Raw genomic sequence first — 26,184 nt, 5'->3', positions numbered from 1 at the left:
CCGATCGGTTTCAAAGGTCGCAGACGAGTTCCACCGGGTCATTCACTACAGTTTCAAAAGGAAAGGGAAGCAGCATGACAACGCAATATCAGGACCGCGGCGGCGTGGTCGTCATTACATTGGACAACCCTCCCGTCAATGGGCTCAGCCACCGCACGCGAACGGGGATCTTGGACGCGATGGTTCGTGCACTCGATGACGATGGCGTGAATGCTGTCGTCATCGCTGGCACGGGTAACGCATTCTCGGGCGGTGCGGATATCCGTGAGTTTGGAACGCCAATGGCGTTCCAGGAGCCTACCCTGCAGACCGTGATCGACACTATCGAAGCTTCGCCCAAGCCCGTCGTGGCGGCGATTCATTCGGTGGCTATGGGCGGCGGGCTCGAGCTGGCACTTGGTTGCCACTACCGCGTTGCGGCGAAAGACGCGCTCATTGCGCTGCCGGAAGTGAAGCTCGGCCTGCTGCCGGGAGCCGGCGGGACGCAGCGGCTGCCACGCGCTATCGGCCTTGAGGCAGCGTTGAACATGATTGTGTCCGGTAAGACGACGACCGCCGGTGCGTTAGCACATACACGGCTTTTCGATCAAGTCGTCGAAGATGGTGTGCTCGAGGCTGCCGAAAAATATGCGCGAAACGTAGCTCATTCGCCAAGCGCACATCCGCGCTTGCGGGATCTTGCCGTGCAACACGAGAGCGCTGAAGCCTATCTCGGATACGCCGGAGCAACCATCGCCGCTACGGGTAACTTGCCGGCACCACTGAAATGTGTCGAGGCCGTGGCGGCATCTCTTAGGCCGTTCGACCAAGGCTTGCTGGCGGAACGCGACGCTTTCCAGTATCTGATGTCCACACCGGAGTCGCGCGCGTTGCGGCATGCGTTCTTTGCCGAGCGAGCCGCTAGCAAGGTTCCCGATGTACCCTTCGATACGCTTGCCCGCAAGATCGCTAAAGTCGCGGTGATCGGCGGAGGTCTTATGGGAAGAGGCATCGGTATGAGCTTCCTTAACGCAGGCCTGCCCGTTACTCTGCTGGAGACGACTGCCGACGCGCTCGCACGCGGCTTAGAGGCCATTCGTCGCAGTTACGAAGACACGGCAAAAAAGGGCAAGCTTAGTCAGGATCAGATTGCGGAACGCATGTCGTTGCTTACCGCGACGCTGTCCTACGACGACATCAAAGGCGCCGACCTTGTGATCGAGGCGGTGTTCGAGGACATGAGCGCGAAGGAGGCCGTATTCAGGAAACTCGATGAAATGATGAGGCCTGGCGCGATATTGGCATCGAACACGTCCACGCTGGACGTCGACACCATCGCGTCGTTCACGAAGCGCCCGCACGACGTAGTCGGCATGCATTTTTTTAGTCCCGCCAACGTGATGAAGCTACTCGAGGTTGTGCGCGGGAAGAAAACGGGTCGGGACGTTCTCGCCACGGTGACGGCGCTCGCAAAGCGGATCGGGAAGACCGCGGTGGTGTCGGGCGTCTGCGACGGCTTCATCGGTAACCGGATGATTGAGCAATACAGCCGGCAAGCAGGTTTCCTACTGGATGAAGGGGCGCTACCCGAGCAGGTCGATCGCGCCGTCGAGCGATTCGGATTTGCCATGGGGCCGTTTCGCATGATCGACATGGCCGGCAACGATATTGCATGGGCGATTCGAAAACGACGCGCTGTCGAAAATCCAGCTTTCAATTACTCAAAGGTCGGCGATCTACTTTGCGAAATGGGGCGCTTCGGCCAAAAGACTGGCAAGGGCTGGTACGACTACAAACCAGGTGATCGAAAGGCGTATCCCAGCAAAGAGGTGAATGACATGATTGTCCGTCATTCAGAGGATCTGGGTATCGCCCGGCGCCGAATCAGCGATGAGGAAATCGTCGAACGGCTCGTGTACGCGCTCGTCAATGAAGGCGCGCTGATTGTCGAGGAAGGCATCGCATCAAAGGCCTCCGATATCGACACTGTGTACCTGAACGGCTATGGATTCCCGCGGTTCCGCGGCGGTCCGATGCATTATGCCGACGAGGTCGGACTTTACAACGTCGCGCGTTCGATTCGGAAATATGCGCGGGGCTACCAAGGGCAGGCGTGGCAGCTCGCACCGCTCTTGAAGAAGCTCGCCGACTTGGGCCAGGGGTTTAACGATTGAATAGCTATGGTTGCCTGATGCCGGAATGTTGCGCCCCGCGGCACGTTCGGCACTTGCAAACAGAAGTGACGAATGACGCAGTAATCATCTCCCCGGCGAGGGTCGAGTCTGCGTTTGGACACCAGCGTCGCTAATCGAACGGCTGCTGGCGGAAAGCAAGTCGTTTGGCTAATCGAATACAGGAAACCGAGATGAGCAACGCAGTGATCGTATCTACCGCCCGAACTCCGCTGACCAAAAGTTGGAAAGGCGCATTCAACATGACCCATGGCGCCACGTTAGGGGGACATGTAGTTCAACAGGCGCTGGCGCGTGCAGGCATCGACGGTGCCGAAGTCGAGGACGTGTTGATGGGCTGCTCTGCACCAGAAGGTGCCACTGGCTACAACATCGCACGCCAGAGCGCGATCAAGGCGGGGTTGCGTGTCTCCGTGCCGGGGCTAACCCTTAGTCGCTTTTGCGGTTCGGGCCTGCAATCCATCGTGCTGGCCTGCCAACGTATTGGCATGGGGGAAGGCGAGGTCTTTGTAGCCGGTGGCGTGGAAAGCATTTCTTGCGTGCAGAATCAATCAAATCAGCACATGTCGATCGACCCCTCGTTGGAACAGATCAAGCCTGAGATTTATTGGAGCATGCTGCAGACGGCCGAAGAGGTAGCCAAGGTGTACGGCATTAGCCGAGAAGCGATGGACGTGTATGGCGCAGCGAGCCAGCAAAAGGCATGTGCGGCGCAGGCAGCCGGGCGCTTCGAAGCTGAAATTGCGCCAATCACCGTCACGAGGGGGCTCGTCGATCCAGAGCTTGGTTTCGTGACGCGCGAGGTAAATGTCTCGCGCGACGAGGGGCTACGCGAAGGAACCACGGTGGAGAGTATTGCCGGCATCAGGCCCGCGCTGTCAGGTGGCGTCGTAAGCGCGGGTAATGCAAGCCAGTTTTCCGATGGCGCGGGCGCGTGCGTGGTCGTGAGTGAAGCTTATGCCGAGCGGCACGGCCTGGAGCCGCTCGGGCGTTTTCTTGGCTTCGCAGTGGCCGGTTGCGAGCCAGGAGTGATGGGAATCGGGCCAATCTTTGCCGTACCCAAGGTGCTAGCGCGCTTGGGCTTGAATACGGACGATATCGACCTTTGGGAGCTTAATGAGGCATTCGCGGTTCAGGTGATTTATTGCCGTGATTTCCTTGGCATTCCAGACGAGAGGTTGAACGTGAGCGGAGGTGCCATCGCGCTTGGCCACCCCTACGGCATGTCGGGCCAGCGCCTGACGGGCCACGCGCTGATCGAAGGCCGGCGGCGCGGAGCTAAGCGCGTCGCCGTGACGATGTGCATGGCCAGTGGCATGGGTGCAGCGGCCGTTTTCGAAGTGCTCTAGGGATCCATGCAAGTCGTGATCGTGGCTTTTACCTGAGTGCGCGTGCTGCACGTTAGTGAGGTCGGCTCTGTTTAAACGAGCAAGCCGCTCGACGCATTTTCGCTCAAGGGGTCCACCATGGGATTTCCGCTAAAAGCTTACGAAGATGTAGTGATTTTTCTGCCACCTCCTATTTGATTCTTCTACACACAAACCCGTTGCGTAACGCATAAAAAGGATGTTTTCGATGATCGTGATCTTGGTCAATCTGAAAAATCAAACCCGGGACATCCGAGGCGTTTAGCTCGACGGCCCGGCAACTGGTCGATGCCTCACGCGCCGAACCCGGATGCATGGGCTACGAATTGCTCAAAGGCGATGCCGACACGTCGTACTCATTCCTTGAGCGCTACCGCGATGAAGAGGGGGCCGCCGCCCACCGCAAGTCCGACCACTACCGCGTTCTCGGAAGAAAGCTTGGGGACTACATCGATGGCAAGCCAGAAGTGATTACGCTTCACGGCCCAACGTAATTCTTCAGGGAGGCACGCCAAGGGTTTCGTTTGATTTGAGCGGGGCCCATATTACGGATGCTTCCGCTCGCTAGAAATCAGCTGTATCCGGATTGGCGAGTAGCGGCAGGAAAGCAATTGAAACGTGAAATCGAGAGTTGCCAGACTTTTCGGCATCAAGCATCCGATCGTTCAGGGCAGCATGCAATTCGCGATATCCCGGCCGTTAAGGACTTAAATTGATCGCAGGTGTACCTCGCTGTCAAGTGCCTGCGCCTGCGAGGACTTGGCTGGCCTGGCCGGTAAACACCTTATGTAGAGACGTTAACCATGTCTGAATTCATTACAAAGAGAATTGAGGATGGCGTTCTCGTCGTGACCCTTAACAGGCCTGGCAAGATGAACGCGATCACCGAGCCTATGTACGCTGCGCTGGCTGATCAGATCGAGGCTGCGCAGGGGGATTCGGAGATTCACGTCGTTCTCCTCCTATCGGAAGGAGATACGTTCACGGCTGGAAACGATATCTCGGCGTTCGCAGGCTGGGCGCAAGCTGAACGTAGCGAAATCCCAGCTAGCGTGCACCGTTTTCTGACGGCCCTTGCCACAGCCCGTAAGCCACTCGTCGCTGGCGTGCAAGGGCAAGCGATCGGCATAGGTGTAACTTTGCTGCTTCACTGTGACTTTGTCGTCGTTGCGCACGATGCGAGGCTTGTCGCCCCTTTCGTTAATCTCGCCTTGGTGCCAGAAGCTGCATCTACGTTGTTGATGGTTGCACGCATTGGGCACGCGAGAGCGTTCGCACTCTTCGCAATGGGCAAACCCATGGATGGCGACACAGCGGTATCGTGGGGCATTGCCAACCTGGCTGTCGAGAAGGGGAAGGTGCGCGAAGAAGCCTTGTCTGCCGCAAAGCTGCTGGCATCTGGGCCCCTGGGTGCGATGACGGCCACCAAGCAACTCATGCGGGACCAGGAGTCAATCCTTGCACAAATCACGGCGGAGAGCCAGCAGTTCGCGAGGCAGCTCGGCTCCCCTGAGGCCCGAGAAGTCTTCCAGGCCTTCCTTGCGAAGCGGCCGCCGAAGGACCTCGAATGAACCTGTGGCCCTTGCGCCAAGGTTGAGCGGACGGGGCTCTTTTAATTTTGCACGTCACGGACGCTCGGCTTTTCGCACGAGTGTTGGTTTTTCATGTCAGAAATAAACGTGTATATGATCCCATGCCTGCGAGGCGCAGTTACTAGGGTGGAGGACGATCTGCAAACCACGCCGGACAGCGGGGGGCGGTCGCTTGAGGGAGCTATCGAGCACACACTGAAAGAGGACTACTGCTTCGCAGTGAATCAAGCTAAGCGCTATGTTTCGAGAATCTACAACCGGCACTTAGCACAGGCATCGGTTACCATAGGGCAGTTAGAGATACTTATGGTATTGCGAGAACATGAATTCATGACGATGAACGAACTCAGCAAGATTCTAGTCATGGAGCGTACGTCTTTAGTGCGCGCCATCAAACCCCTTATTTCCGCGAGACTACTATTGAAAGCAAGCCATGCACACGATGGCCGACGCTGCATACTCTCGCTAACCGAGCTTGGCCTTGCAAAGCTGGAACGGGGTAGCGTGCACTTGAGGGCCGCACAAATGGAGCTCGAAAAGGTCTATGGCAGTGCGAAGGCCAAACGATTGCGGGCAGAATTGTTTTCTTTCGCGCGATGACGCTCCTGTCCCGCTGGTTCGGCTTGACAGCGGACCACGACGTGCGGAGAAAAGTAAGGAATCAGGTAGGGCGAACCGATGATGACGGCCAACCCCCATTGAAGTCGATAATCGCGCCAGTAAGGAAGCGCGCTTCCGTTGAAGCCAGAAACCTGATCACATCGCCGATTTCATCTGGTCGACCGAGTCGTCCAGCCGGAACATTCTTGGTTACATAATCTTTCCCTCTCTCGTCGTCAATGAATATTGCTTTCGGATAATAAGCTTCGCTGTACAAAAAGTTAGGAGATACTGCGTTAACCGCGATCGCATCCGGAGCCAGCTCTACCCCCAGCGACTTTACCAGCGCGTTGGCCGCAGCCCTTGCTGCATCAGGAATAGCGCCACCTCGAATAGGCGCGTGCGTGCGGCACGACGTGATCATTACAATGTTTCCACCACCTTGATCTCTCAAAAGAGGAATCGCTGCCTGCAGCAATGCAAACGGATTGAGCACGAGATATTCGAGCGTTTGTCTGAACTCGTCTAAAGGCGCCTTTTCAGATGAGATCTGTACCGCTGGATAGTGGTCGTTGCAAATGATCGCGTTGAGCTGCCCCGCCGTCTTCCACGCCTCGGTTACGAGTGTCGCAGGGTTGTCCGCGCAAATGACTTCTGCAGCCGGATGCATTTGGAGGAAATGTGCTATCGCTACAGGGTCCTTGAACGTCGCGTCATGCACGAAGACCCTGAACCCAGAGTTGCACAGAGCGGTCACGGCTGGCGGACCCGCGTATCCAGCAGCGTTCGTTACAAGAGCTGTTTTCTTCGCATCAGGCATGGCGGTCTCGGTACAGATCGTCGACGACCGTATCTTAGCCTACGATTTACCCAATTTGACAGTTTGCCTTGTAGCCGTTGGTCACAGTCTGATCGCTCAGCTCGATACGCATGTAGCGGACTTCCACATGGCCGAGTCCTTCCGAGTTCGTTGGCGCTCATCCCGCATGAACAGTAGGTCGTCTACTCGATCTCGAACGTCAAAGAGCAATTGCCTATTTTGCTGGCGTCCTTTCGGCACCGCATGCATTTAACTTCGAGGGCCCGTAGTGTCGCGACGCACCAACTGGATCGGCAGTACATCATGTGCATACGCTCCCATTCCTCCCGCGCGGATCCGCTCAACGAGCCGGCGCGCCGCCGTACGGGCCATCGCCTCGACGGGCTGGCGTATCGAAGTGAGCCCCACTAGTGGCGACCCCGCGAGTGGCATGTCGTCGAAACCAATGATGGAGAGTTGGTCCGGCACGCGAATGCCTTGCCGTTTCGCGGCCTCCAAGACACCCAGCGCGATCATGTCGTTCCCGGCGACGATAGCTGTAACCGGATCCGCCTCACGGAGCATCGAGATCGTGCTCGAATAGCCAGACTCGGTCGTGTAGTCGCCCCAGACAAGCGATATCGACTCCGGTGGCAAGCCAATTTCCTTCAGGCAGCTCGATACACCGATCGCACGATCACGACTCGTGGAAGTGTTTTGCGGTCCCATCACGAGGCCGATTCGCCGATGACCCAGCTCGTACAGATGCTCGGCCGCGACCGCTCCTGCGTAAACGTTGTCAATCTCCACGGTGTCAACCATCACGTGGTCCACTGAGCGGACGACCAGCACAAGTGGGATTCCTCGCCGTTGCATCTCGGCGACTACAGGGGAATCAAGCGTCGCTGTGGCGAAAATCAGACCGTCCAGATAGCCGTCTATCAGGGGCCGGAAGGCAAGGAGGTTCCCAGAGTCGTTCATCGAATCGATCATCAGGGTGATCTGATAACCAAGTTCCTGCAACGCGTCGTGCAGATGTGTCAGCAGAACAGTCATGAATCGGTTGTGAAGCGCACCGACCACGACACCTATCAGCTTGGTCGCCGATTTCTTCGCTCGCCGCCCTTGCGCAGGAACCCGATAGCCGAGTTCGGCAGCCGCCGCCTGCACTGAACCCCGGGTGTCGCTGCTAATCGCGGGGTGGCCTGCCAGCGAGCGTGAGACCGTCGACACCGAGATGCCCAGTTTTTTGGCCACGTCCTCGAGCCTTACCTTGACGGGTTTCGCGTCGGCAGGACGTTTTGCACCAGTTCGCATAATGAATTAATAGTTCGCCTCTGGAGATGACCCGAAGACAGTACCTTTAGGGTAATCGTCTATCGTTTGCATTCCTTTGCACGAAATATTTGCGATAGATTTGCATCAATGGTAGCGCAAGGCCTCCGTCACCAGGAAGGCAAATCTGGTCAACCATCCTGACAGGAAAAGCAAATGGCAATCCAATATCTGAAGCACGGCCGCAGCGCTGAAGAATCTTCCCTGGACGCTGCAAAAGTGCGCGACACGGTCACTGAAATCCTCGCCGATGTCGCCAAACGCGGAGATGCAGCGGTGGCGGAGTTGTCGAAGAAGTTCGACAACTGGTCTCCTGAAAGCTTCCGGCTTTCGGAAAGCGAAATCGCAGCTTGCGTCGGTGCTTTGTCGCAAGGCCAACTCGACGACATCAAGTTTGCACAGACGCAGGTGCGCAATTTTGCGCGGGCGCAGCGCGAGGCGCTCCGTGACGTCGAGGTGGAGACCCTGCCGGGTGTCGTCCTTGGCCACAAGAACATGCCGGTGGACAGTGTTGCGTGTTACGTGCCCGGCGGGAAATTCCCGCTCGTTGCGTCGGCGCATATGAGTGTCGTAACAGCGAAGGTCGCCGGCGTGCCACGCGTCATCACTGCCTCACCCCCGGTGCATGGCAAGCCAAATCCCGCAGTGGTCGCTGCGATGCACCTCGGTGGCGCCGACGAGATTTATACGTTCGGTGGTGTGCAGGCGATCGCTGCGATGGCTCTCGGCACCCAAACAATCGATGAGGTAGCGATGGTGGTGGGGCCGGGCAACGCGTTTGTTGCCGAGGCGAAGCGTCAGCTGTTCGGTCGCATCGGTATCGACCTCATCGCTGGTCCGACGGAAACGCTCGTTATTGCCGACGACAGCGTGGATGCCGAGATGTGCGCGACCGACCTTTTGGGTCAGGCTGAACATGGTTTCAATACGCCAGCTGTCCTCCTGACGAACTCGCTGGCGCTCGCGCAGGAGACGATCGCCGAAGTCGAGCGCTTGCTGAAGATTCTGCCCACTGCAAACACCGCGGGTGCTTCATGGCGCGACTATGGCGAAGTTATCGTCGTCGACACGCTGGAAGAAATGGTGCAGCAAGCGGACCGCATCGCTTCCGAGCACGTTCAGGTGATGACTCGCGATCCGGACTATTTCCTCAACAACATGAAGAACTATGGAGCGCTCTTCCTTGGCCCGCGAACGAACGTGGCCTTCGGCGATAAGGTCATCGGCACGAACCATACGCTGCCGACTGGCAAGGCCGCACGTTATACAGGCGGTCTGTGGGTTGGCAAGTTTATCAAGACCTGCACCTATCAGAAGGTCCTGACCGACGAGGCCAGTGCGATGATTGGGGCTTACTGCTCACGGCTCTGTGCCATTGAGGGCATGATTGGTCACGGCGAACAAGCCAACATTCGCGTCCGCCGGTATGGGCATCGGGACGTGCCGTATGGATCCGCCGTGGTCGCGTGAGACGATTAAAGAATGATACCGACGCTTCCGAGTTTCAGGCTCGATGGGAAGACGGCGCTGGTAACGGGAGCCGGCAGGGGAATTGGTCTTGCCGCTGCGGCTGCCCTTGCGCAGGCTGGTGCCCACGTCACATTGGCGGCGCGAACGGCGGAAGAACTCGAAAAAGCATGCGAAGCGATCAACTCTGCCGGTGGCGTCAGCGATTACGTCGTGCTCGACGTTACGGATTCCGCAGCGGTGACCGGTGAGGTCTTCGCGCGTGGGCCGTTCAACGTGCTCGTCAACAGCGCGGGAATGAACCGGCCGACGGACCTCGTAGCGGTGAAAGACGAGGACATCGACGCAATGTTGGCGCTGAACGTGAAGGCTGCATTTTACGCGTCGCGTGCCGTGGCAAAGGGTCTGTTGGAGACCAGGCAGGGCGGGTCGTTCATCAACGTTTCGTCGCAGATGGGGCACGTGGGGAGTCCCGGGCGCACCGTTTACTGCGCGACCAAGCATGCAATCGAAGGGATGACCAAAGCTCTCGCCTGGGAACTCGGGGCGCACGGGATCCGTGTGAACACGGTTTGTCCGACCTTCATTGAGACGGTATTTACAGAAGAGATGTTCAAGGCGCCCGGATTCCGCGACTGGGTAACATCGAAGATCGCACTCGGCAGGGTCGGGCAGGTCGAGGAGGTCATGGGGGTCGTGGTCTTCCTTGCGAGCGAAGCTTCATCGCTCGTCACAGGCAGCGCGCTCATGCTGGATGGCGGCTGGACCGCCGCCTGACGAGTATAGGAATCATCGGGAGCGTCGACTGGCCTGTGTTGCTGGTACCGAAGAGCAAAGAACACAAGGGATCGCTTGAACGTTGACGGTATGTAGGTGTTCGACAAACCTTGAATCCGATTGGTGCTGGCGGGGGCATCGACAAAATGTGCAACCCCGTCGGCTCCGCCATCGGAAGTCAAGTCAATCTGCCTTTGCAACAGAGGAGATGATGAAAGCCGTCCAATCATTTATTGGCGAGCCGGTGGCGATCGTAGGGGCCGGACTCGTCGGCGCGGGGTGGGCGATCGCCTTTGCTCGCGCCGGACTCACCACGCGGGTGTATGACGCCAATCCCAGTCTTTCAGAAAAGGTGCTGCCATGGGCTGCGAAGCAACTGTCGGCGCTGCACGCTCATGGGCTTCTCGGCGAACCGCCACAGGTGGTCGCAAACCGTCTCGTATGTGTGAACTCCCTCAAAGAGGCGGTTGATGGTGTCGCGTATGTGCAAGAGTCGGTGCTTGAGCGACTGGACGTGAAGCGCCAGTTGATGGAGGACCTGGATGCGATCGCAGATGCCGATGTCATCATCGGGAGTTCCAGCTCGGGAATTCCAGCGTCGGCGTTCGCCAACGATCTTGAAATTTCACCGCGCGCACTTATTGCTCACCCGGTTAATCCGCCTCATCTCGTGCCGGTGGTCGAACTGGTTCCGTCTACACAAACATCCGCAGACACGGTCGAATTCGTTGACAGGCTGATGGTTTCGATCGGCCAGAGCGTCGTTCATGTCCGCAAAGAAGTCGAGGGGTTCGTGCTAAACCGCCTTCAGGCGGCGTTGCTCCGGGAAGCATGGGCATTGCAACGCGACGGGGTAGCAAGTTGCGAAGACATCGACAAGACGGTGAGGGATGGACTCGGATGGCGATGGTCGTTTATGGGACCGTTTGAGACCATCGACCTCAATGCTCCCGGTGGCATTGCCGATTACGCCAGCAGGCTCGGCGCACTTTATTACTCGATCGCCAGATCGCGGGTTGATGATGGCCCCTGGAATGCAGAGCTCATTGCGCAAGTTGAAAAAGACCGGCGACAGCACCTCTGCGCGGATGACCTGGCGGCACGGCGTGATTGGCGAGACGAAAAGCTGATGGAGTTCGCGGCGCGAAAATCTTCGATATCCGGCCAGTCAGTCAGTGAACCCGGTAGTTGTACAGGTGCTTAACGCTGAACGTGCGCTGCCGTCGAAGCCGCCGGTGATCGATGTTTCGGCCCCGATCGTGCGGATGTCGCTGGTCGGCGGCTGAGCGCCGGCGCGACCTTCTTTTTCTTTTTGTGTATGGTCTGAGCTATCTGCGCATTCGCAACCTCGCAACCGCACTGAAAGCTCAAGATGAGCGAGTGCGCGAACGCATCAGAAGCATCAATGTACCGCGTGCGCCCGATCACTTAGCGCCTTTTTATTCGCCAACGACGCGCTGATCGCACGCGGGAATCCCGAGTGCGCAGCGATATGCGTAACGACCTCGAACTGTTGCTCACGCGTGTCTCCAACATTGAGCAGGCCGTGCATGTGAACCTTAAGCTGCGGCGGCGCGCTGCCCATCGCGGCGACCGTCACCATTTCACGCGACAGCAGGTCCAGCTGAGGACGCGCATACACGTCGCCCAAGCCGAATGCGATGATGAATCTCCCGAGGTCGGGAGCAATATCCGCGCGCGATCGATTTCAGCGATGACGGTATCAACGCGACCCCTTCGCTCGCAGCGATCAGACCGAGCAGCACGTGATGATCCGCGGGCTCCGGCGCACGCGTCGGGGTGAGCCCCAGCGTGCGAACAACGCTTCGAAGTGGTCGAAGTAAGCCGGTTTGAGGCGTCGCTTCGCGAATACGAATCAACCGGCGATCATCGCGGCGCTGAAAGACGTTGCGCCGGATCTCGCTGCCATGACGGTCAGCTTTGCGAGCGGGTGATCGAACCGCTGAAGGGTGATTGCGCTGCAACCACCTCGCGGCTCGCTGTGCCTTTACGACTCGTCGGGCTTCGCGTTACAGCCACTGCTATCGCCGGCTAGGTCGATGGCACTGCCGGAGCCGACCCGCGAACGCAGCTCGAATTTCTGGATCTTGCCCGTCGAAGTCTTGGGCAATTCGCCGAAACACACCATCTTGGGCAACTTGAAACCGGCCAGATAAAGCCGGCAATGCGCGATGATTTCTTCGGCGCTCACCTGCGCCCCCTCCTTGAGTTCCACAAAAGCGCAAGGCACTTCGCCCCACTTCGGATCCGGCATCGCCACCACCGCTGCGACGGATACCGCCGGATGCCGGTACAGCGTGTCCTCCACCTCGATGGTGGAGATATTCTCACCACCCGAGATAATGATGTCCTTGCTGCGATCCTTGATGCGAACGTAGTTATCCGGCATCAGCACGCCGAGGTCACCGGTATGAAACCAGCCGCCGCGAAACGCTTCGGCTGTCGCACGCTCGTTTTTCAGGTAGCCCTTCATGCAGATGTTGCCGCGGAACATGATTTCACCGAGCGTCTCACCGTCGTTCGGCACCGGTTCGAGCGTATCGGGGTTCAGGACTGCGATGGCCGATTGCAGGTGGTAGCGGACCCCTTGACGGGCGTTGAGCCGCGCGCGTTCGTCGTCGCCGACATCCTCCCAGCTGGCCTGCTTCGCACACACGGAAGCCGGGCCGTAGACCTCGGTCAGTCCGTACACGTGCGTGAGGTCAAAACCGATCTCCATCATCTTGCCGATCACTGCCGGGGAAGGCGCGGCGCCCGCCACCATTGTGTGCACGAGGTGGTCGATACCCGCGCGCCATTCGGCCGGCGCATTCGCGAGCGCGCTTTGAACAATCGGTGCACCGCAATAGTGGGTGACGCCTTCGCGGCGAATCAGCTCGAACACGTGTTTCGCGTCGAACTTACGCAGACATATGTTGACGCCCGCGCGGGCCGCCACCGTCCAGGCAAAGCACCAGCCGTTGCAATGGAAGAGCGGCAGCGTCCAGAGATAGATGGCATGCTTCGGCATGTCCCATTCGAGAATGTTGCTGAGTGCATTCAGGTACGCGCCACGATGGTGGTACACGACACCTTTCGGGTCGCCGGTGGTGCCTGAGGTGTAGTTCAGCGCGATGGCGTCCCATTCGTCGGCAGGCGGTGTCCAGCGATAGTTCGCATCGCCCTTTGCAATGAACGCTTCGTAGTCCGTGGCGCGGGGGAAAGACTCGGGGGACGCGGGCATCACGTCGCTCACGCTGATGATCGTCAGATGCGGAAAATCCAGCGACACCCGATGCGCCAGCTCCGCGTACTCGGTATCGACAATCAGCACCTTCGCCTCTCCGTGGCGCAGCATGAACAGCATTGACGAGACGTCCAGACGCGTATTCAGGGCGTTCAGCACCGCGCCGAGCATAGGCACGCCGAAATGCGCCTCGATCATCTCCGGAATATTCGGCAGCAGGGCCGCCACCGTATCGCCGCGCTGCACCCCAGCCTGACGCAGCGCATCTGCGAGTTGGCGCACGCGGTCATACGTCTCGCGCCAGGTTCGGCGAACCTCTCCATAGACGATCGCGAGACGGTCTCCATACACCTCCGCGGCACGGGCAATGAAATCGACCGGCGTCAACGGTACATGATTTGCCTCGCTCTGCGCGAGTCCATCGTCGAAAATATGCGACATGTCATTGTCTCCGTCGGTTATGCGTACGGGCGTATGTTTTCGGTTATTTTCTTTTACAGTCGCGTCTTGTCCCGACCTTTGAGGCCAATCATGTGGCGCACTTCGGCAGGCGTCGCGATCTGGAAGCCGAGCCGTGTCAAGATTTCGCGAATCATCTCGACCTGTTCGGCATTCGATGTCGCGAGCCGACCCGGTCCGATCGACAGCGAGTCCTCCAGACCCACGCGGACGTGTCCGCCCATCAAGGCCGCCTGCGTGACGAGCGGCATCTGGTGTCGACCGGCGCCAAGCACCGACCATTGATAGGTATCGCCGAACAGCTTGTCCGCGATGCGTTTCATGTGCACGAGATTCTCCGGATCCGCGCCGATCCCGCCGAGGACGCCGAGCACGAACTGCAGGAAAAGCGGCCCCTTGATAATCCCGCGATCGAGGAAGTGCTTCAGGTTGTACAGATGGCCGACGTCGTAGCACTCAAATTCGAAGCGCGTGCTGTGCTCGTGACCGAGCCGGGTAAATACCTCCTCGATATCGGCGAAGGTATTGCGGAAAATCGTGCGGCGTGTGCCTTCGATTTGGTCGCGCTCCCACTCGTACTTGAAGGTCTTCAACTTGTCGAGCATCGGAAAGATCCCGAAGTTAAGCGACCCCATGTTGCACGAGGCCATTTCCGGGGAAACGTCGATCGCCCCCGCAAGGCGTTCGTCGAGCGTCATGTTGTACGAGCCGCCCGTGGTGATGTTGATCACCGCGTCGGTGGCCGCGTGAATCTGCGGCAGGAATTGCCGATAGATCGCCGGGTCGAATGCGGGCCGTCCATCTCTCGGGTTGCGCGCGTGCAGATGCAGGATGGCGGCGCCGGCTTCGGCGGCAGCGATTGATTCACGCGCTATTTCGTCAGGCGTGATGGGCAGATAAGGCGACATGCTCGGAGTATGGATCGAGCCTGTCACTGCGCAAGTGATGATGACTTTTTGTGCCACGGTTAGCTCCTCCTACTATCAGGCCGGTCCGGCCACAACAGCGTTCTCGATGGGGCTCTCGCTCTCGATCGCGTATGACGTCTCCGCAAAGGCCCAGGCTTCTTTTGATAGTTTGGGTAGGGACATAGGCAGGGGCGGGCCACCGACCCAAAGCAGCCCGCGTGCAATCAGCGCCCGAGGAACCGGACGATGCGGTCCCCGATCTCGTCCGGTCGCTCGATATGAAGGAAGTGACCAACGCCCGGGATCACCTCCCGTTCGAGGCCTTTGGGAAACAGCGGTTCCATTCCCTCGCTGAGATACGTCGCCATGCAGCCGTCTTTCTCGCCGTGCAGGTAGAGCGAGGGGACGTTGATTGGCCCGTTCGCCTGAGCCTCGAGAGTCCGGAGCGTCGAATCTTCTGGCGGCGGCGCGAACAACTGACGGTAAAAGCCGAACGTCTGGGTCAGCACGCCAGGCTTCGCCAGGCTTTCCTTAAGCAATGCGCGCTCGCCCTCGGGCAACACATAGCTCGGCGACCATTCGCGCCAAAGCCGGTCAATGAATGCGAAATCATCGCGCGGTACCCCGACCTCGGCGAGGCGAGTCTGGAAGTAGAACATATACCAACTGCGCCGCTGCTGGTCTCCATCGGCAACGAGGGAGGCGCCAAATCTCTGCCCATACGCAACCGCCATGCCAACTAGCTTGCCGACGCTTTCGGCCCTAAGGCTCGCCGCGGCGTACGCAGCTCGCGCACCGATGTCATGTCCGATCAAGTGCGCGGTCTCGCGTCCAAGAGCCGCGATCAGCGCTAACGCGTCCTGCCCGAGGGCCGAACCACTGTAGCGGCCGTCGGGCGCCGCACCGCCCGACCAGTATCCCCGCATCGCCGGTGCCACCGCCCAATAGCCTTCCTGGGCAAGTCGCCTGAGAATCGGAATCCAGTTGCGCGCGTGGTCGGGAAAGCCGTGCAGACAGAGTACGAGTGGGCCGTCCCCAGCCTCGAGAATGGGGAATTCGAGGCCATTGGCGGCGACTGTTCGCTGCCTCACCCCCTCGTCGTTCCAAAGACCTGAATTTGTTAGCAACATCCGTTTATTCCTCTTTCAATATGGTTAGGCTCGGTCGCCACTGCACTAATGTCGCGGCGACTGACGCATCGAGGTGATGCTATGGGCGAGAATGACGAGGCCTTCGGTTAGCTGGCGGTGAAACGCTGCCGCTTGAAGTCCTTAAGATCCCCATGCTGAAGTTGATTGGGCACGCCCTTCTCGAAGCGCCAGGCTTCCGCCTCAATCACCGCCTTCAGTGGGGTCGCAGGCCGCTTTAGTAAATGCTCCACTTCGTTCTTGGCGTCCGCGATGTACTTGCCGCCGCCGTTCTGCAGGGCCAGGTTCTCGAGGTGGAGTGAGACATGCTCAGGAAGGCCCGGCGCGAGCGTCCGCAGTTGTTCACGAAAATCGTCGATTGTCGTGGGGACATAGGTGATCTTGCGTCCTAGCGCCGCCGAGAAATCTTCGGCGAACTCGTACCAGCTCTTCCGCGTAGGACCAGTGAGCACGTAGGATTTGTGCTCATGGCCGTGAGGTGCAGCGAGGACATCGATGCAGACGTCAGCGACATCCACCGTGGCTATTGGCGCGGTCTTGGCGTCGCCGAACGGCAGCCGGATGGTGTCATCTTCCTTGATCGTCGCCGCCGTCATCCATAGCGTGATCGGGTTCTCAACGAAGATCGCAGCCTGAATGTGGCAGACAGGAAGGCCGGACCAGTCGAGGGCGCGCTCCGCCGCCCAATGCACGCGCTGCTGGGGCGACCACTGCACATCGGCGCCAAGGATCGCAATGCGTTCGGCATCGGGACGAGACATGTTGTCGAGGGTCATATAACTTTGCTCGACGTTCGACATATTCACAAAGATTTCGCAGCTCCCCTCGCGCTTCGCTGCAGTCGCCATGAGGATGGTCGCGTCGGCATAGGATGGGTTAGGGCTCATGCTGAAGTAGATGCGCCCCACACCTTGGACTGCACGTGTCACGTCGCGCGGGTTGAACAGATCCCCGACGAAGACTTCGGCGCCCATGTCCCGCAGATCCTGGGCCCGCCTGTCGTCGGTGCGCACGAATGCGCGTACGGGGAGCCCGCGTGCGCGAAGGCCGCGCACGATGCTTCGTCCGATGGAGCCGGTACTACCGCCGGCGCTGGTTACGAGAATGGGTGCGTCAGTCATGATTTGTACCTCGTGTTCTCTTGAAATATGGGCATATGAGACTATCATTTGATTCGCATAGAAGCAACGCTGATTTTCCTAAGGTCCACTTCTGGGTAATTCGATGCTGTTCGGAAGCACCTCTTACCTCATAAAAAGTGCCTAAATCTAGGGGAAACTCCGCTGTTGACCAGGGTCCGACGTGGGCTTAGAGTCCGTCTATCTTATCAGCGATAAAATCATCGCAAAACAGGAGTGATCGAATGAGTGAAGACGTTGTCCTCAAAGAAAAGCACGGGTATGTGACCGTGCTTTCCATGAACCATCGCCCGTATAACCTGATGAATGCGACGCTGATGGACCCCTTGCTGGCTGCAATGCAGGAGGCGGTAGAGACGGGCAGTCGCGCCATCGTGCTGAGGAGTAACCTGAGGCACTTTTGCGCGGGGGCGGACGTCACTCAGTTCAGCGCCCTCATGCAGGCGGCCACGGAGGTCGAGGTCGGTGCTGAGACTGTAAGTGCCAACGAGGTGGCGACCGCTGTCGATGGACCGCGGGCATTCGCCCCTGTCGATGTGCTGCGTGCGTTCGAAACGCTACCGATCCCTATCGTCACGAGCATCCACGGTGCCTGTTTGGGTGGGGGGCTCGAACTCGCGCTCGCTTCGGACTATGTCATCGCCGCACGATCGGCGAAGATCGGTTCCGTCGAAAGTGCGCTCGGATTGCATCCGCTGATGGGGGGCATCCAGCGGCAGGTTCAGCGTATCGGCGTGGCGCGTGCGAAGGAAATGTCAATGCTGGGACGGCGCTACGACGCCGAAACACTTGAACGATGGGGGCTCATCAATCTGGTCGTCGCGGACGAGCAACTCGAATCGGCGACTCTCACCGTGGCGCAGGAGCTTGCAAATGGGCCGACAGTCGCACACCGCGTGACAAAGCAGATTGTGACGATTGCTGCCAATGAGGGCGTCGAGGCGGCTGATCTGGCGATGGGCGAATTGCAGAAGGCGATTTGGGCGTCCGAGGATGTGCAGGTCGGGCTTGAGTCCTTTCTGGCGAAAGGCCCCGGCGCAGCCAACTTCAGGGGGTGCTGATCATGGCTGGACCACTGCAAGGCCTGAAGGTCGTTGATCTTTCTCGAGTGTTGGCGGGTCCGCTGTGTGCTCGCACGCTGGCGGACCTGGGTGCGGAGGTGATCAAGGTCGAACCGCCGCGGCCGGATGTCTCTCGCTTTGCCTTTCCCAATACGGATGGCATGTCGGGCTATTACGCGCAGCAGAATGTTGGCAAGCGCAATGTCAGCATCGATCTGAATGTGGCCGGCGCGCGGGAACTGGTCCTGAAGCTCTGCAAGGATGCGGACATCTTCGTGGAGAATTTCCGCGCCGGCACACTCAAGTTCTTCGGACTTGACTACGAGGAACTTTCGAAGATCAACCCGAGGCTGATCTACGTGTCGATCTCGGGCTATGGTCAAGGGGGGCCTTGGGCTTCGCGCATGGCCTATGCACCCACGGTTCAGGCGGAGGCCGGGTTCACCCACAACACGCTGCGTCATTACGGCGGCGCGCTTTCCAAGCTCCGATCCGATCCGTTGTCGCATGCTGACGTTTATGCCGGCCTGGAAGCTGCGGTTGCCGTGCTGGCAGCGGTGCACCGGCGCCAGACCACCGGCCGCGGCCAGTACATCGACGTTGCTATGGCCGCCGTCATTATGGCGATTAACGAGCGCGCGCATGTGGACATTGCCGGAGTCGATACGGGCGCGGAACCCGCCATCATTGGTGCCGCTGATGGATCGTTTTTCGTTGGCCCTCACGGCGAGCGCCTTCTCACACCTGCAAGCCTGGTGGGTAGCCTGACCTTCCCGGCATATCTGGGTGCCATGCGGCGTCCTGATCTGGCAAGCGATCCGCGTTTTGCCACGGCAGCACTTCGCGCTCAGAACATCGACGCCCTTCATGCGATTGTCCAGACGTGGATGCTGACGTTTCGCGACATGGCAGCACTCGACGCCCAACTCGACGAGGCCAAGGTCGCGATTGGGCAGATTCGCACCATGCAAGAAGTGGCGCAGACGGAATGGGCCGAGTACTGGGGCGCCGTGCTGGAAGTGCCTGACAGGTTCGGCGGCACCTATCAGTTGCACGGACGTCCGTGGCGGTTCTCCGAAGACACGCTGGATGCACCGTCCGCTCCCGCATTCCGGGGCGAGCATAACGCCGAGGTGTTCGCTGAACTCGGCATGAGCGCGTCGGAGATCAGCGCCTTGATTGAGGCGCAAGCGCTGGTCGAGCACCCGCGTCAGAGTCCGCCCCTGGTGAGTTCGGCGTCGGATGCGCCGCCGGCAGCCGAAGCAGATGCTGGCTCAGTCACTGCATAGCGAGCAATAGGTGTCATCATGAGCGAAGCGATCGACCATACTCACAACCCGCGTGCACGCAGTTGGGTGCAGAGCGCCAATTCACCAAATACAGAATTTCCGATCCAGAATTTGCCGCTCGGCGTCTTCGAGCACGGCCAGTCGCCGAAAGGCCGGATCGGAGTGGCGATCGGCGATCAAGTTCTCGACATCGCCGCCGCCTTGGACAAAGGTTTGCTGCCTGAGTTGGCGGAGTTCAAAGCCGAGCTGCATATGTCCGCGCTCAATGCGCTGATGACGCACGGCCGCCGGGCAACCCGTGCACTACGCCACGCCGTGTTCGGACTGTTGCAGGAGGGTAGTGGACACGAGGCCCTGGCTTTGACGTGTCTGCTGCCCATGCGCGAGTTGCGAATGCAGGTGCCGGCGCACATCGGCGACTTCACGGATTTTTTCACATCGATCCACCATGCGCGTCGCACCGGAGAGTTGTCGCGACCCGATATGCCGGTGGCAGCGAACTTCAGACATATGCCCATCGGCTATCACGGGCGTGCGTCCAGCGTGGTCCAAAGCGGGGTGCCGTGCATACGGCCTCGCGGGCAGGCGACGCCTTCTTCCGCCGCAGCGGTTGCAGCGCAGGAATACCTGCCCACGCAGGCGCTTGACTTCGAGCTCGAAGTGGGTTGCCTGATCGGGAAGGGCAACGCGCTGGGATCGACAGTTCCGATCGATGAGGCCGAGGACCACATGTTCGGGCTCTGTCTGGTGAATGACTGGTCGGCGCGCGATATCCAGGGTTGGGAAAGCTACCCTTTAGGGCCGTTCCTCGCCAAGAGTTTCATGACCACTGTCTCGCCGTGGTTGGTCACGCTGGAGGCGCTGGCACCGTTCCGGGTGGCCGCGCCCGCTCGGACCCCAGAGGATCCGCCTTTGCCACCGGTCCTCACCTCGGCGAAGCATGCGGCAGTAGGAGCCATCTCAATCTCACTTGAGGTTCTTCTGCAGACAGCCGTCATGCGGGAACAAGGTCTGGAGCCTGTGGTCCTGACGAGCCCGCAGTTCAGCGAGCAGTACTGGACGCTTACGCAGATGCTCACGCATCACGCCAGCAACGGATGCAACTTGCGAACGGGGGATTTGCTGTCCAGTGGAACGGTCTCCGGTGTGGAACGTGAGAACAGCGGATGCATGGTGGAACTCACCACGTTAGGTAAAGAACCCTTGCGCCTGCCGTCGGGAGAAACACGTCCCTTCCTGGAAGACGGCGACGTCGTATGGCTGCGCGGCGTCTGCCGCCGGGACGGCTACCAGTCCATCGGATTCGGCGAATGCATGGGTCAGATCAAGGAGGGGAGATGACGCGACAACACATCACCATCACGGTCAACGGAGCCCCGGTGAGCGCAGTCATCGAACCGCGGGAACTACTCGTGCATTTCCTGCGAGACCACGCAGGCATGACTGGAACCCACATTGGGTGCGACACGTCGCAATGCGGCGCCTGCACCGTGCGGATGGACGGGAAGACGGTCAAGTCATGCACGGTCCTGGCGGTGCAGGCGCAGACGCAGACGCACAGCGTAACGACCATTGAAGGTCTGGGCACGCCGAAGAACATGACACCGCTACAGCAGGCCTTCACGGAAATGCATGGTCTGCAATGCGGCTTCTGCACACCAGGCATGATCTTCGCCGCGCAGGCGCTGCTGGATCGGGTCGCAAACCCGAACGAAGCGCAAGTACGCGAAGCTTTGCACGGCAATCTGTGCCGCTGCACCGGGTATAAGAACATCGTGGATGCGGTCCTGCTAGCTGCAAGCCGTGCAAATCAGACGACCAACGACGCCAGCAAACCGAAGGAGAACGCGTAATGAGCATGCCCGATCACGCAGCGTCTTCGCGCCTCGTTGGGCAATCCATCACCCGGCGAGAAGACCCGCGCCTGCTAACTGGCCGTGGGCGGTACACCGATGACATCGCGATCGAGGGGCTGACCTGCGCCATGGTACTGCGCTCGCCCCATGGTCACGCACTGATCGAATCCATCGATACATCGGCGGCATTGGCCATGGAAGGGGTGGTGGGCATCCTGACCTACGAAGACCTGCGCGGCAAGGTCGGCGACATCCGTCCCAACTGGGTCGTGAGCGGCGCAAAAGTGCCCCCTCATCCACCACTGGCCGATGGACATGTGCGCTATGTCGGCGAAGCGGTCGCGCTTGTGGTGGCCCATACTCGCCAGCAAGCGGCGGATGCACTCGAAGCTATCATTGTCGACTACGAAGTACTGTCGGCGGTTGTCGATGAGGAGGCTGCCCTGCGGGAAGGCGCACCGCAATTGCATGACAACGTGCCCGGCAACCTCATCGGGATATACCGCGGCGGCGGCGGTGACTACGGGGCAGCAGCGGAGCAGGCCGATCGCCTGATCAAGGTGCGGCTGGTCAACAACCGGTTGATTCCGAGTCCCATCGAGCCTCGCGCGGTGCGCGCGGTATTTGACGAGAACGACGACAGGCTCACCATCTACCTGCCGACACAGGTTCCCCACATGTCCAGGCGCTGGTTGGCCGAAACCCTGGGCTGGCCCGAACACAAGATTCATCTGATTGCCCCCGACATTGGTGGCGGGTTCGGTTCCAAGATGCACCTCTACGCAGAGGAGATCCTCGTTGCATTCGCTGCGAGACACTTCGGGCGACCCGTGGGCTGGACCGAGACGCGCAGCGAGGCACATACCGCCACCACGCACGGTCGCGCACATATCGAGTACGTGGAAGCAGCGGTGAGAAAGGATGGCCGTGTGCTCGGCATCAAGATGCGCTCGTTGGCCAACTTGGGTGCGTATCTCTCCAACATGGCGACCGGCATCCCGACCATCAATACGGTTTCGTTCGCCTGCGGCAACTATGACATCCCCGCGCTCGATGGGGAGATGCGGCTCGTGACGACCAACACGACACCGGTGGATGCCTACCGAGGCGCTGGTCGGCCGGAAGCCACGTATCTCATCGAAAGAACGATGGACGCAGTCGCTGCCGAGCTGCGTATGGATCCGGTCGAACTGCGCCGGATCAACCTGATTCGAAAACATCAGTTTCCCTACCATCCTTACGAGAGCCCGGTCTTTACCTGGGACACCGGCAATTACGAGGGCTGCCTCGAGGCTGCGGTGGAGGCAATTGGCTACAACCAATGGCGCGAGCGACAGGTCGCGTTGCGGGCGCAGGGGCGCTATGTCGGCATCGCCGTGACTTGCTACCTGGAAATGGTGGGCGTCGGCAATTCAGTTCCGCTCAGGTGGGTCGGATTTGACCGTGGTGGATGGGAAAGCGCGCTGTTGCGCGTCCATTCCGATGGGAAGGTGACGCTTTTCACGGGTTCCATGCCACAAGGACACGGGCACGCCACTGTCTACGCACAGATCGTCGGTGATGCTCTGCAGTTGCCCATGGACCACATCGACGTCGTTTTCGGCGACACGGACAGAGTCCCGGCTGGGCATGGCACGTTCAACTCGAGGTCCATGCCGGTTGGCGGCTCGGCCGCGCATATGGCGGCCAAAAAAGTGCTGACCAAGGCGACCGCAATCGCGGCGGAGATGCTGGAGGCGACCCCCGAAGAGGTGAGTCACGCCTCGGGAACCTTCTTCCTGAGCGGGCAATCCGAGCGGCGGGTCAGCTTCGGCGAGGTCGCGCGGATGGCATACGTGAGCTCCGAACTGCCGCTTGGCATGGAGCCCGGGCTGGAAGAAACGGTGTTCTTTCAACCGGAAGATGGCGTTACAACGTTCGGCAGTCACGCCGCCGTTGTCGAGGTGGACATCGAAACAGGGTTGGTGAGCGTTCTCGATTATGTCGCAGTCGACGACATCGGAAATGTCATCAACCCCATGCTTGTCGACGGGCAAGTTCACGGCGGAGTCGCTCAGGGAATCGGCCAGGCCTTGTATGAAGGCGCCGAATACGATGAAAGCGGGCAACTTCTCACTGGTTCGCTGCTTGATTACGCTGTGCCGAAGAGCGAACAAATCCCACGCGTGCGTACGAGCTTCCAGGTGACGCCTACTCCGATAAATCCGCTTGGCGCCAAGGGCATCGGCGAAGCCGGCTGTGTCGGCGCGCCCCCGGTGATCGTTGGGGCCGTTTGCGATGCGCTTAGCAGTTTTGGCATCACCCATATCGACATGCCGTTGACGCCGCCCAAAGTGTGGCGCGCTATCAGTGCTGCACGAGTCGACAAAAGGAGCCCAGCATGATTCCGCGTGCATTCGAGTATGTACGGCCCGACAGCTTGTCAGAGGCTATTCGTCTACTTGTCGGCGGAGGCGAGGAGGCGAAGTTGCTGAGCGGAGGTCATTCGCTGCTCCCGATGATGAAGCTGCGCCTGGCGAGTCCAGGCACGCTGATCGACGTGAGTGAACTAGCCGACCTTCGGGGCATCACCATCGACGGGAACGAGGTCGTCATTGGCGCTGCGACCACGCATGCCGAGCTTGAACACCACGTCGAGCTGAACAGAGTGTTGCCGATGTTTGCAACGGTCGGCCACCAGATCGCAGACCCGACGGTGCGCAATCGCGGCACCCTGGGTGGCTCGTTAGCGCACGCAGACCCTTCGGCAGATTGGCCGGCTGCGATGCTGGCCCTCGAAGCGAACCTCGACGTCGTGGGAGCGAAGGGCGCGCGTTCGATCGCTGCGGATTCGTTCTTCAAGGGACTCTTCGAGACAGCTTTGGAGACCGACGAGATCATCGTACACGTGCGTGTTCCGGTGTTGCCGGGTCGGCGCGTGGCCTATCGCAAGTTCCGCCATCCGGCCTCGGGCTACGCCGTCGTCGGCGTGGCCGTTGTGCTCGCTCTTCAGGCCGGTCAATGCACTGGCGGGCGAATTGCGGTGACAGGCCTTGCCGACCACGCCTACCGCGCGAACCGCGCCGAAGCGGCGCTGGAAGGGTACACCGGCCAACTGGCGCAGACGGAGCATTTGCTGGACCTGGCATTCCATGGGGTCACCCCGTTGGAGGACCGCTTCGCTGATGCCGAGTACCGCATCCAACTCGGTCGAACGATGCTTCGGCGCGCGCTCGCTGATGCGATGGCGACGGACGGATCTCATTGATTCACGTTAGAGGTGCGCCATGAGTCAATTAGCTGGTGACTTGCTCGACCTGTTGCGCCTTGGCGCGAATAATCCGGGCGCGCTTATTGAACACTTGTTGCGCGAACTTGCGTTGAATCTCATTTCGCCGGGCTGCGCTGCCGTGTCGGCCCTAGATGCCGAGCCTGGCGACGCAATGCATTTTTTAGGAAGTGATATCCGTGGCGAAGTCGCGGGCCTGACCGAACGGAAACATGCCGGAGAGATTGAATGAAATTCGTTGGAGAAAGACTGATTCCCGCGCCGATTGCCGCCACGTGGGAGGCCTTGAACGACCCTGAGGTGCTCAAGTCGTGCATTGCGGGATGCGAGTCGCTGGAACTGGTGCAGCCGGACACGCTGATGGCCGTACTGGCGGCGCGGGTCGGGCCGGTCGCTGCACGCTTCAAGGGAACGGTGACAATGAGCAACGTGCAGGCGCCGCGCAGCTACATGTTGTCCTTCGAAGGGCAGGGCGGGATCGCCGGCTTTGGCAAAGGGTCGGCAGACGTTTCGCTGACTGAACAAGGGAGTCAGACGTTGCTGAGTTACACGTCTCGAGTTCAGGTGGGAGGTCGCTTGGCTCAGGTCGGTTCCCGCTTGATCAATGCTGCCGCGTCGAAGATTACGGAGGACTTCTTCTCGGCGTTTGAAGCCCGGTTGGGGCCGGCCACGGCCGAATCCGCCACTCCTGACGTCGCCATCCAAAGCGACACCGACGTGCCGACGATATCACGCCTTGTCGCTACTACTGCACCGAAGCACAGTCGGAGCTTGCCGTCGGTTGCAAAGTTGAGATCGCAGCCGAAACCGACCGAAGTGGGAGCGAATGAGCCACACATGCTCCCGGGAACCGTGGAGGCTCCAGCGAAACTGAGTAATGTCGATGCTGGTACGTCGATCAAGCTTATCGGAGAAAGACTGGTTGCGGCACCGATATTGGCAACCTTCAACGCACTGGCTAATCACGAGGTGCTCAAGGCGTGCATTCCAGGAATCCAGTCGCTGGATCAGATGCGGCCGGATAGGCAGGCGCAAGTTCTGGCGCCGATGGGGCCGTTGGGTCCGCGATTCAGGAGCAACCTTCGAGTGCATAACGTCCACGTGCCGATGAGCTTTATGGTGTCGTTTGTCGGAGAGCGGGGGTCAACGGGATTGTGCAAGGTCTCGCTAATTGAGGAGGGAAGGCAGACACGCGTGTGCTACGACCTCCAGGCACAGATAGGCGGTTTCGTTGGCAAGGCTGGATCGCGGGTACTCGAGTTCATCGGTTCGCAGATCGGCAATCAATTTTTTTCGGCGCTAGATGCGCGGTTTCACGCATCGATTGCCCGGATGGCAGCGGGTGCGGGTCGCGGTAAGCGCCGATCGTGGGCAAAGCGAGGGTTGTGGACAGTGTTGGGGGTTAGCGCGGCCGCGGCCGTGACTGCCTTTGCTCTACGAGTACATTGCTCATGGCCGCTGACGATCTTGCACCTATTGCACACGTGCACCGCTTAGTTCGCGGGAAAGCACGCAGTCTTGTCGGGCCGCCGGCTCAATGTCGGGCGGTTCCATCGAGGACGACTCAATAGCAACTGTGCAAATCGGCGGCTTCGATGCGCTGGTTCCACGCGGCTTGTCTCACTCTGTCACCTTCGGTGTGACGACGGAGCGCACAAGTTCGGGCTGCCCTGCGGCGGGGCTTGAGGTTGACCCGGTTCA

23 protein-coding genes are annotated in these 26,184 nt (G+C 59.6%); 16 read left to right on the top strand and 7 right to left on the bottom strand.

Annotated features, from left to right (window positions below; all coding sequences use genetic code 11):
• The first annotated feature begins 74 nt into the window (after positions 1 to 74).
• The 5 genes from BN2476_RS06595 to BN2476_RS06575 all read left to right on the top strand — a co-directional run bounded on the left by BN2476_RS06595 (position 75) and on the right by BN2476_RS06575 (position 5,730).
• Entirely contained in the window at positions 75 to 2,153 is a 2,079-nt protein-coding gene (locus BN2476_RS06595; protein WP_087733364.1) for a 3-hydroxyacyl-CoA dehydrogenase NAD-binding domain-containing protein, read from the top strand.
• A 191-nt stretch (positions 2,154 to 2,344) separates the two neighbouring features.
• Positions 2,345 to 3,520: an acetyl-CoA C-acyltransferase gene (locus BN2476_RS06590; RefSeq protein ID WP_087733363.1), complete on the top strand. Its 1,176-nt coding sequence runs from the start codon at positions 2,345 to 2,347 to the stop codon at positions 3,518 to 3,520.
• A 254-nt stretch (positions 3,521 to 3,774) separates the two neighbouring features.
• Positions 3,775 to 4,032 (top strand): putative quinol monooxygenase, encoded by a 258-nt coding sequence (locus tag BN2476_RS06585; protein WP_087733362.1) that lies wholly within the window; start codon positions 3,775 to 3,777, stop codon positions 4,030 to 4,032.
• Positions 4,033 to 4,341: 309 nt separating this feature from the next.
• A complete protein-coding gene (locus BN2476_RS06580) occupies positions 4,342 to 5,109 on the top strand; it encodes an enoyl-CoA hydratase-related protein (RefSeq protein WP_087733361.1) in 768 nt (255 codons plus the stop codon).
• A gap of 147 nt (positions 5,110 to 5,256) precedes the next feature.
• Complete coding sequence (locus BN2476_RS06575) at positions 5,257 to 5,730, top strand: MarR family winged helix-turn-helix transcriptional regulator (RefSeq protein WP_143810913.1); 474 nt, start codon at positions 5,257 to 5,259, stop codon at positions 5,728 to 5,730.
• A 61-nt stretch (positions 5,731 to 5,791) separates the two neighbouring features.
• On the opposite strand, the gene BN2476_RS06570 is transcribed toward BN2476_RS06575, so the two are convergent.
• Together BN2476_RS06570 and BN2476_RS06565 are read right to left on the bottom strand one after the other, a co-directional pair.
• Positions 5,792 to 6,550, bottom strand: coding sequence for an SDR family oxidoreductase (locus tag BN2476_RS06570; protein WP_087733359.1), 759 nt, complete (start codon positions 6,548 to 6,550; stop codon positions 5,792 to 5,794).
• Positions 6,551 to 6,799: 249 nt separating this feature from the next.
• On the bottom strand, positions 6,800 to 7,786 hold the full coding sequence (locus tag BN2476_RS06565; RefSeq protein ID WP_235850737.1) for a LacI family DNA-binding transcriptional regulator: 987 nt from the start codon (positions 7,784 to 7,786) through the stop codon (positions 6,800 to 6,802).
• 234 nt (positions 7,787 to 8,020) lie between these two features.
• Between BN2476_RS06565 and hisD the strand changes: the two genes are divergently transcribed.
• The 3 genes from hisD (at position 8,021) to BN2476_RS06550 (ending at position 11,312) form a co-directional block, all read left to right on the top strand.
• A complete protein-coding gene (gene hisD / locus BN2476_RS06560) occupies positions 8,021 to 9,334 on the top strand; it encodes a histidinol dehydrogenase (RefSeq protein WP_087733357.1) in 1,314 nt (437 codons plus the stop codon).
• Positions 9,335 to 9,346: 12 nt separating this feature from the next.
• Positions 9,347 to 10,108 (top strand): SDR family NAD(P)-dependent oxidoreductase, encoded by a 762-nt coding sequence (locus BN2476_RS06555; protein WP_087733356.1) that lies wholly within the window; start codon positions 9,347 to 9,349, stop codon positions 10,106 to 10,108.
• Between the two features lie 211 nt (positions 10,109 to 10,319).
• On the top strand, positions 10,320 to 11,312 hold the full coding sequence (locus BN2476_RS06550) for a 3-hydroxyacyl-CoA dehydrogenase (RefSeq protein WP_087733409.1): 993 nt from the start codon (positions 10,320 to 10,322) through the stop codon (positions 11,310 to 11,312).
• 198 nt (positions 11,313 to 11,510) lie between these two features.
• On the opposite strand, the gene BN2476_RS06545 is transcribed toward BN2476_RS06550, so the two are convergent.
• From BN2476_RS06545 to BN2476_RS06520, 5 genes are all read right to left on the bottom strand, one after another.
• Entirely contained in the window at positions 11,511 to 11,798 is a 288-nt protein-coding gene (locus BN2476_RS06545) for a carboxymuconolactone decarboxylase family protein (protein ID WP_087733355.1), read from the bottom strand.
• Positions 11,799 to 12,116: 318 nt separating this feature from the next.
• Positions 12,117 to 13,796: an acyl-CoA synthetase gene (locus tag BN2476_RS06535; RefSeq protein ID WP_087733354.1), complete on the bottom strand. Its 1,680-nt coding sequence runs from the start codon at positions 13,794 to 13,796 to the stop codon at positions 12,117 to 12,119.
• A 53-nt stretch (positions 13,797 to 13,849) separates the two neighbouring features.
• Complete coding sequence (kce, locus tag BN2476_RS06530; RefSeq protein WP_235850743.1) at positions 13,850 to 14,722, bottom strand: 3,5-dioxohexanoate:acetyl-CoA acetone transferase; 873 nt, start codon at positions 14,720 to 14,722, stop codon at positions 13,850 to 13,852.
• 224 nt (positions 14,723 to 14,946) lie between these two features.
• Positions 14,947 to 15,852: an alpha/beta fold hydrolase gene (locus tag BN2476_RS06525; RefSeq protein ID WP_087733352.1), complete on the bottom strand. Its 906-nt coding sequence runs from the start codon at positions 15,850 to 15,852 to the stop codon at positions 14,947 to 14,949.
• A 107-nt stretch (positions 15,853 to 15,959) separates the two neighbouring features.
• A complete protein-coding gene (locus BN2476_RS06520; RefSeq protein WP_160111682.1) occupies positions 15,960 to 16,991 on the bottom strand; it encodes an NAD(P)H-binding protein in 1,032 nt (343 codons plus the stop codon).
• Between the two features lie 242 nt (positions 16,992 to 17,233).
• Between BN2476_RS06520 and BN2476_RS06515 the strand changes: the two genes are divergently transcribed.
• Genes BN2476_RS06515 through BN2476_RS06480 form a run of 8 tightly spaced genes read left to right on the top strand, consistent with a single transcriptional unit; the run spans position 17,234 to position 25,980 of the window.
• A complete protein-coding gene (locus BN2476_RS06515; protein WP_087733350.1) occupies positions 17,234 to 18,070 on the top strand; it encodes an enoyl-CoA hydratase/isomerase family protein in 837 nt (278 codons plus the stop codon).
• A 2-nt stretch (positions 18,071 to 18,072) separates the two neighbouring features.
• Entirely contained in the window at positions 18,073 to 19,359 is a 1,287-nt protein-coding gene (locus BN2476_RS06510) for a CaiB/BaiF CoA transferase family protein (RefSeq protein ID WP_087733349.1), read from the top strand.
• An 18-nt stretch (positions 19,360 to 19,377) separates the two neighbouring features.
• Positions 19,378 to 20,700: a fumarylacetoacetase gene (gene fahA / locus BN2476_RS06505; RefSeq protein WP_087733348.1), complete on the top strand. Its 1,323-nt coding sequence runs from the start codon at positions 19,378 to 19,380 to the stop codon at positions 20,698 to 20,700.
• Positions 20,697 to 21,212 carry a (2Fe-2S)-binding protein gene (locus BN2476_RS06500; RefSeq protein ID WP_087733347.1) on the top strand — a complete coding sequence of 172 codons (516 nt, stop codon included), beginning with the start codon at positions 20,697 to 20,699 and terminating at the stop codon, positions 21,210 to 21,212. The genes fahA and BN2476_RS06500 overlap by 4 nt, the downstream gene beginning before the upstream one ends.
• Positions 21,212 to 23,599 carry a xanthine dehydrogenase family protein molybdopterin-binding subunit gene (locus BN2476_RS06495; RefSeq protein ID WP_087733346.1) on the top strand — a complete coding sequence of 796 codons (2,388 nt, stop codon included), beginning with the start codon at positions 21,212 to 21,214 and terminating at the stop codon, positions 23,597 to 23,599. The genes BN2476_RS06500 and BN2476_RS06495 overlap by 1 nt, the downstream gene beginning before the upstream one ends.
• Positions 23,596 to 24,462 (top strand): FAD binding domain-containing protein, encoded by an 867-nt coding sequence (locus BN2476_RS06490; protein ID WP_087733345.1) that lies wholly within the window; start codon positions 23,596 to 23,598, stop codon positions 24,460 to 24,462. Before BN2476_RS06495 ends, BN2476_RS06490 begins: the two co-directional genes overlap by 4 nt.
• Positions 24,463 to 24,481: 19 nt before the next feature.
• Entirely contained in the window at positions 24,482 to 24,715 is a 234-nt protein-coding gene (locus BN2476_RS06485; RefSeq protein WP_087733344.1) for a hypothetical protein, read from the top strand.
• The gene (locus tag BN2476_RS06480; RefSeq protein ID WP_087733343.1) at positions 24,712 to 25,980 is read left to right on the top strand and encodes an SRPBCC family protein; all 1,269 of its coding nucleotides are present in this window, start codon (positions 24,712 to 24,714) and stop codon (positions 25,978 to 25,980) included. The genes BN2476_RS06485 and BN2476_RS06480 overlap by 4 nt, the downstream gene beginning before the upstream one ends.
• Positions 25,981 to 26,184 lie beyond the last annotated feature (204 nt).

The organism is Paraburkholderia piptadeniae (assembly GCF_900007165.1).
Classification (GTDB): Bacteria; Pseudomonadota; Gammaproteobacteria; order Burkholderiales; family Burkholderiaceae; genus Paraburkholderia; species Paraburkholderia piptadeniae.
Note: the sequence above shows the minus strand (reverse complement) of the source record. Positions and strands in the feature narration are given on the sequence as shown.

Coding starts and splice junctions, on each gene's coding strand:
- BN2476_RS06490 (WP_087733345.1), top strand. CDS start 23,596: ATGATTCCGCGTGCATTCGAGTATGTACGGCCCGACAGCTTGTCAGAG.
- BN2476_RS06570 (WP_087733359.1), bottom strand. CDS start 6,550: ATGCCTGATGCGAAGAAAACAGCTCTTGTAACGAACGCTGCTGGATAC.
- BN2476_RS06480 (WP_087733343.1), top strand. CDS start 24,712: ATGAAATTCGTTGGAGAAAGACTGATTCCCGCGCCGATTGCCGCCACG.
- BN2476_RS06515 (WP_087733350.1), top strand. CDS start 17,234: ATGAGTGAAGACGTTGTCCTCAAAGAAAAGCACGGGTATGTGACCGTG.
- BN2476_RS06510 (WP_087733349.1), top strand. CDS start 18,073: ATGGCTGGACCACTGCAAGGCCTGAAGGTCGTTGATCTTTCTCGAGTG.
- BN2476_RS06535 (WP_087733354.1), bottom strand. CDS start 13,796: ATGTCGCATATTTTCGACGATGGACTCGCGCAGAGCGAGGCAAATCAT.
- BN2476_RS06555 (WP_087733356.1), top strand. CDS start 9,347: ATGATACCGACGCTTCCGAGTTTCAGGCTCGATGGGAAGACGGCGCTG.
- BN2476_RS06485 (WP_087733344.1), top strand. CDS start 24,482: ATGAGTCAATTAGCTGGTGACTTGCTCGACCTGTTGCGCCTTGGCGCG.
- BN2476_RS06525 (WP_087733352.1), bottom strand. CDS start 15,852: ATGTTGCTAACAAATTCAGGTCTTTGGAACGACGAGGGGGTGAGGCAG.
- BN2476_RS06500 (WP_087733347.1), top strand. CDS start 20,697: ATGACGCGACAACACATCACCATCACGGTCAACGGAGCCCCGGTGAGC.
- BN2476_RS06495 (WP_087733346.1), top strand. CDS start 21,212: ATGAGCATGCCCGATCACGCAGCGTCTTCGCGCCTCGTTGGGCAATCC.
- BN2476_RS06550 (WP_087733409.1), top strand. CDS start 10,320: ATGAAAGCCGTCCAATCATTTATTGGCGAGCCGGTGGCGATCGTAGGG.
- BN2476_RS06520 (WP_160111682.1), bottom strand. CDS start 16,991: ATGACTGACGCACCCATTCTCGTAACCAGCGCCGGCGGTAGTACCGGC.
- BN2476_RS06580 (WP_087733361.1), top strand. CDS start 4,342: ATGTCTGAATTCATTACAAAGAGAATTGAGGATGGCGTTCTCGTCGTG.
- fahA (WP_087733348.1), top strand. CDS start 19,378: ATGAGCGAAGCGATCGACCATACTCACAACCCGCGTGCACGCAGTTGG.
- hisD (WP_087733357.1), top strand. CDS start 8,021: ATGGCAATCCAATATCTGAAGCACGGCCGCAGCGCTGAAGAATCTTCC.
- BN2476_RS06595 (WP_087733364.1), top strand. CDS start 75: ATGACAACGCAATATCAGGACCGCGGCGGCGTGGTCGTCATTACATTG.
- BN2476_RS06590 (WP_087733363.1), top strand. CDS start 2,345: ATGAGCAACGCAGTGATCGTATCTACCGCCCGAACTCCGCTGACCAAA.
- kce (WP_235850743.1), bottom strand. CDS start 14,722: ATGTCGCCTTATCTGCCCATCACGCCTGACGAAATAGCGCGTGAATCA.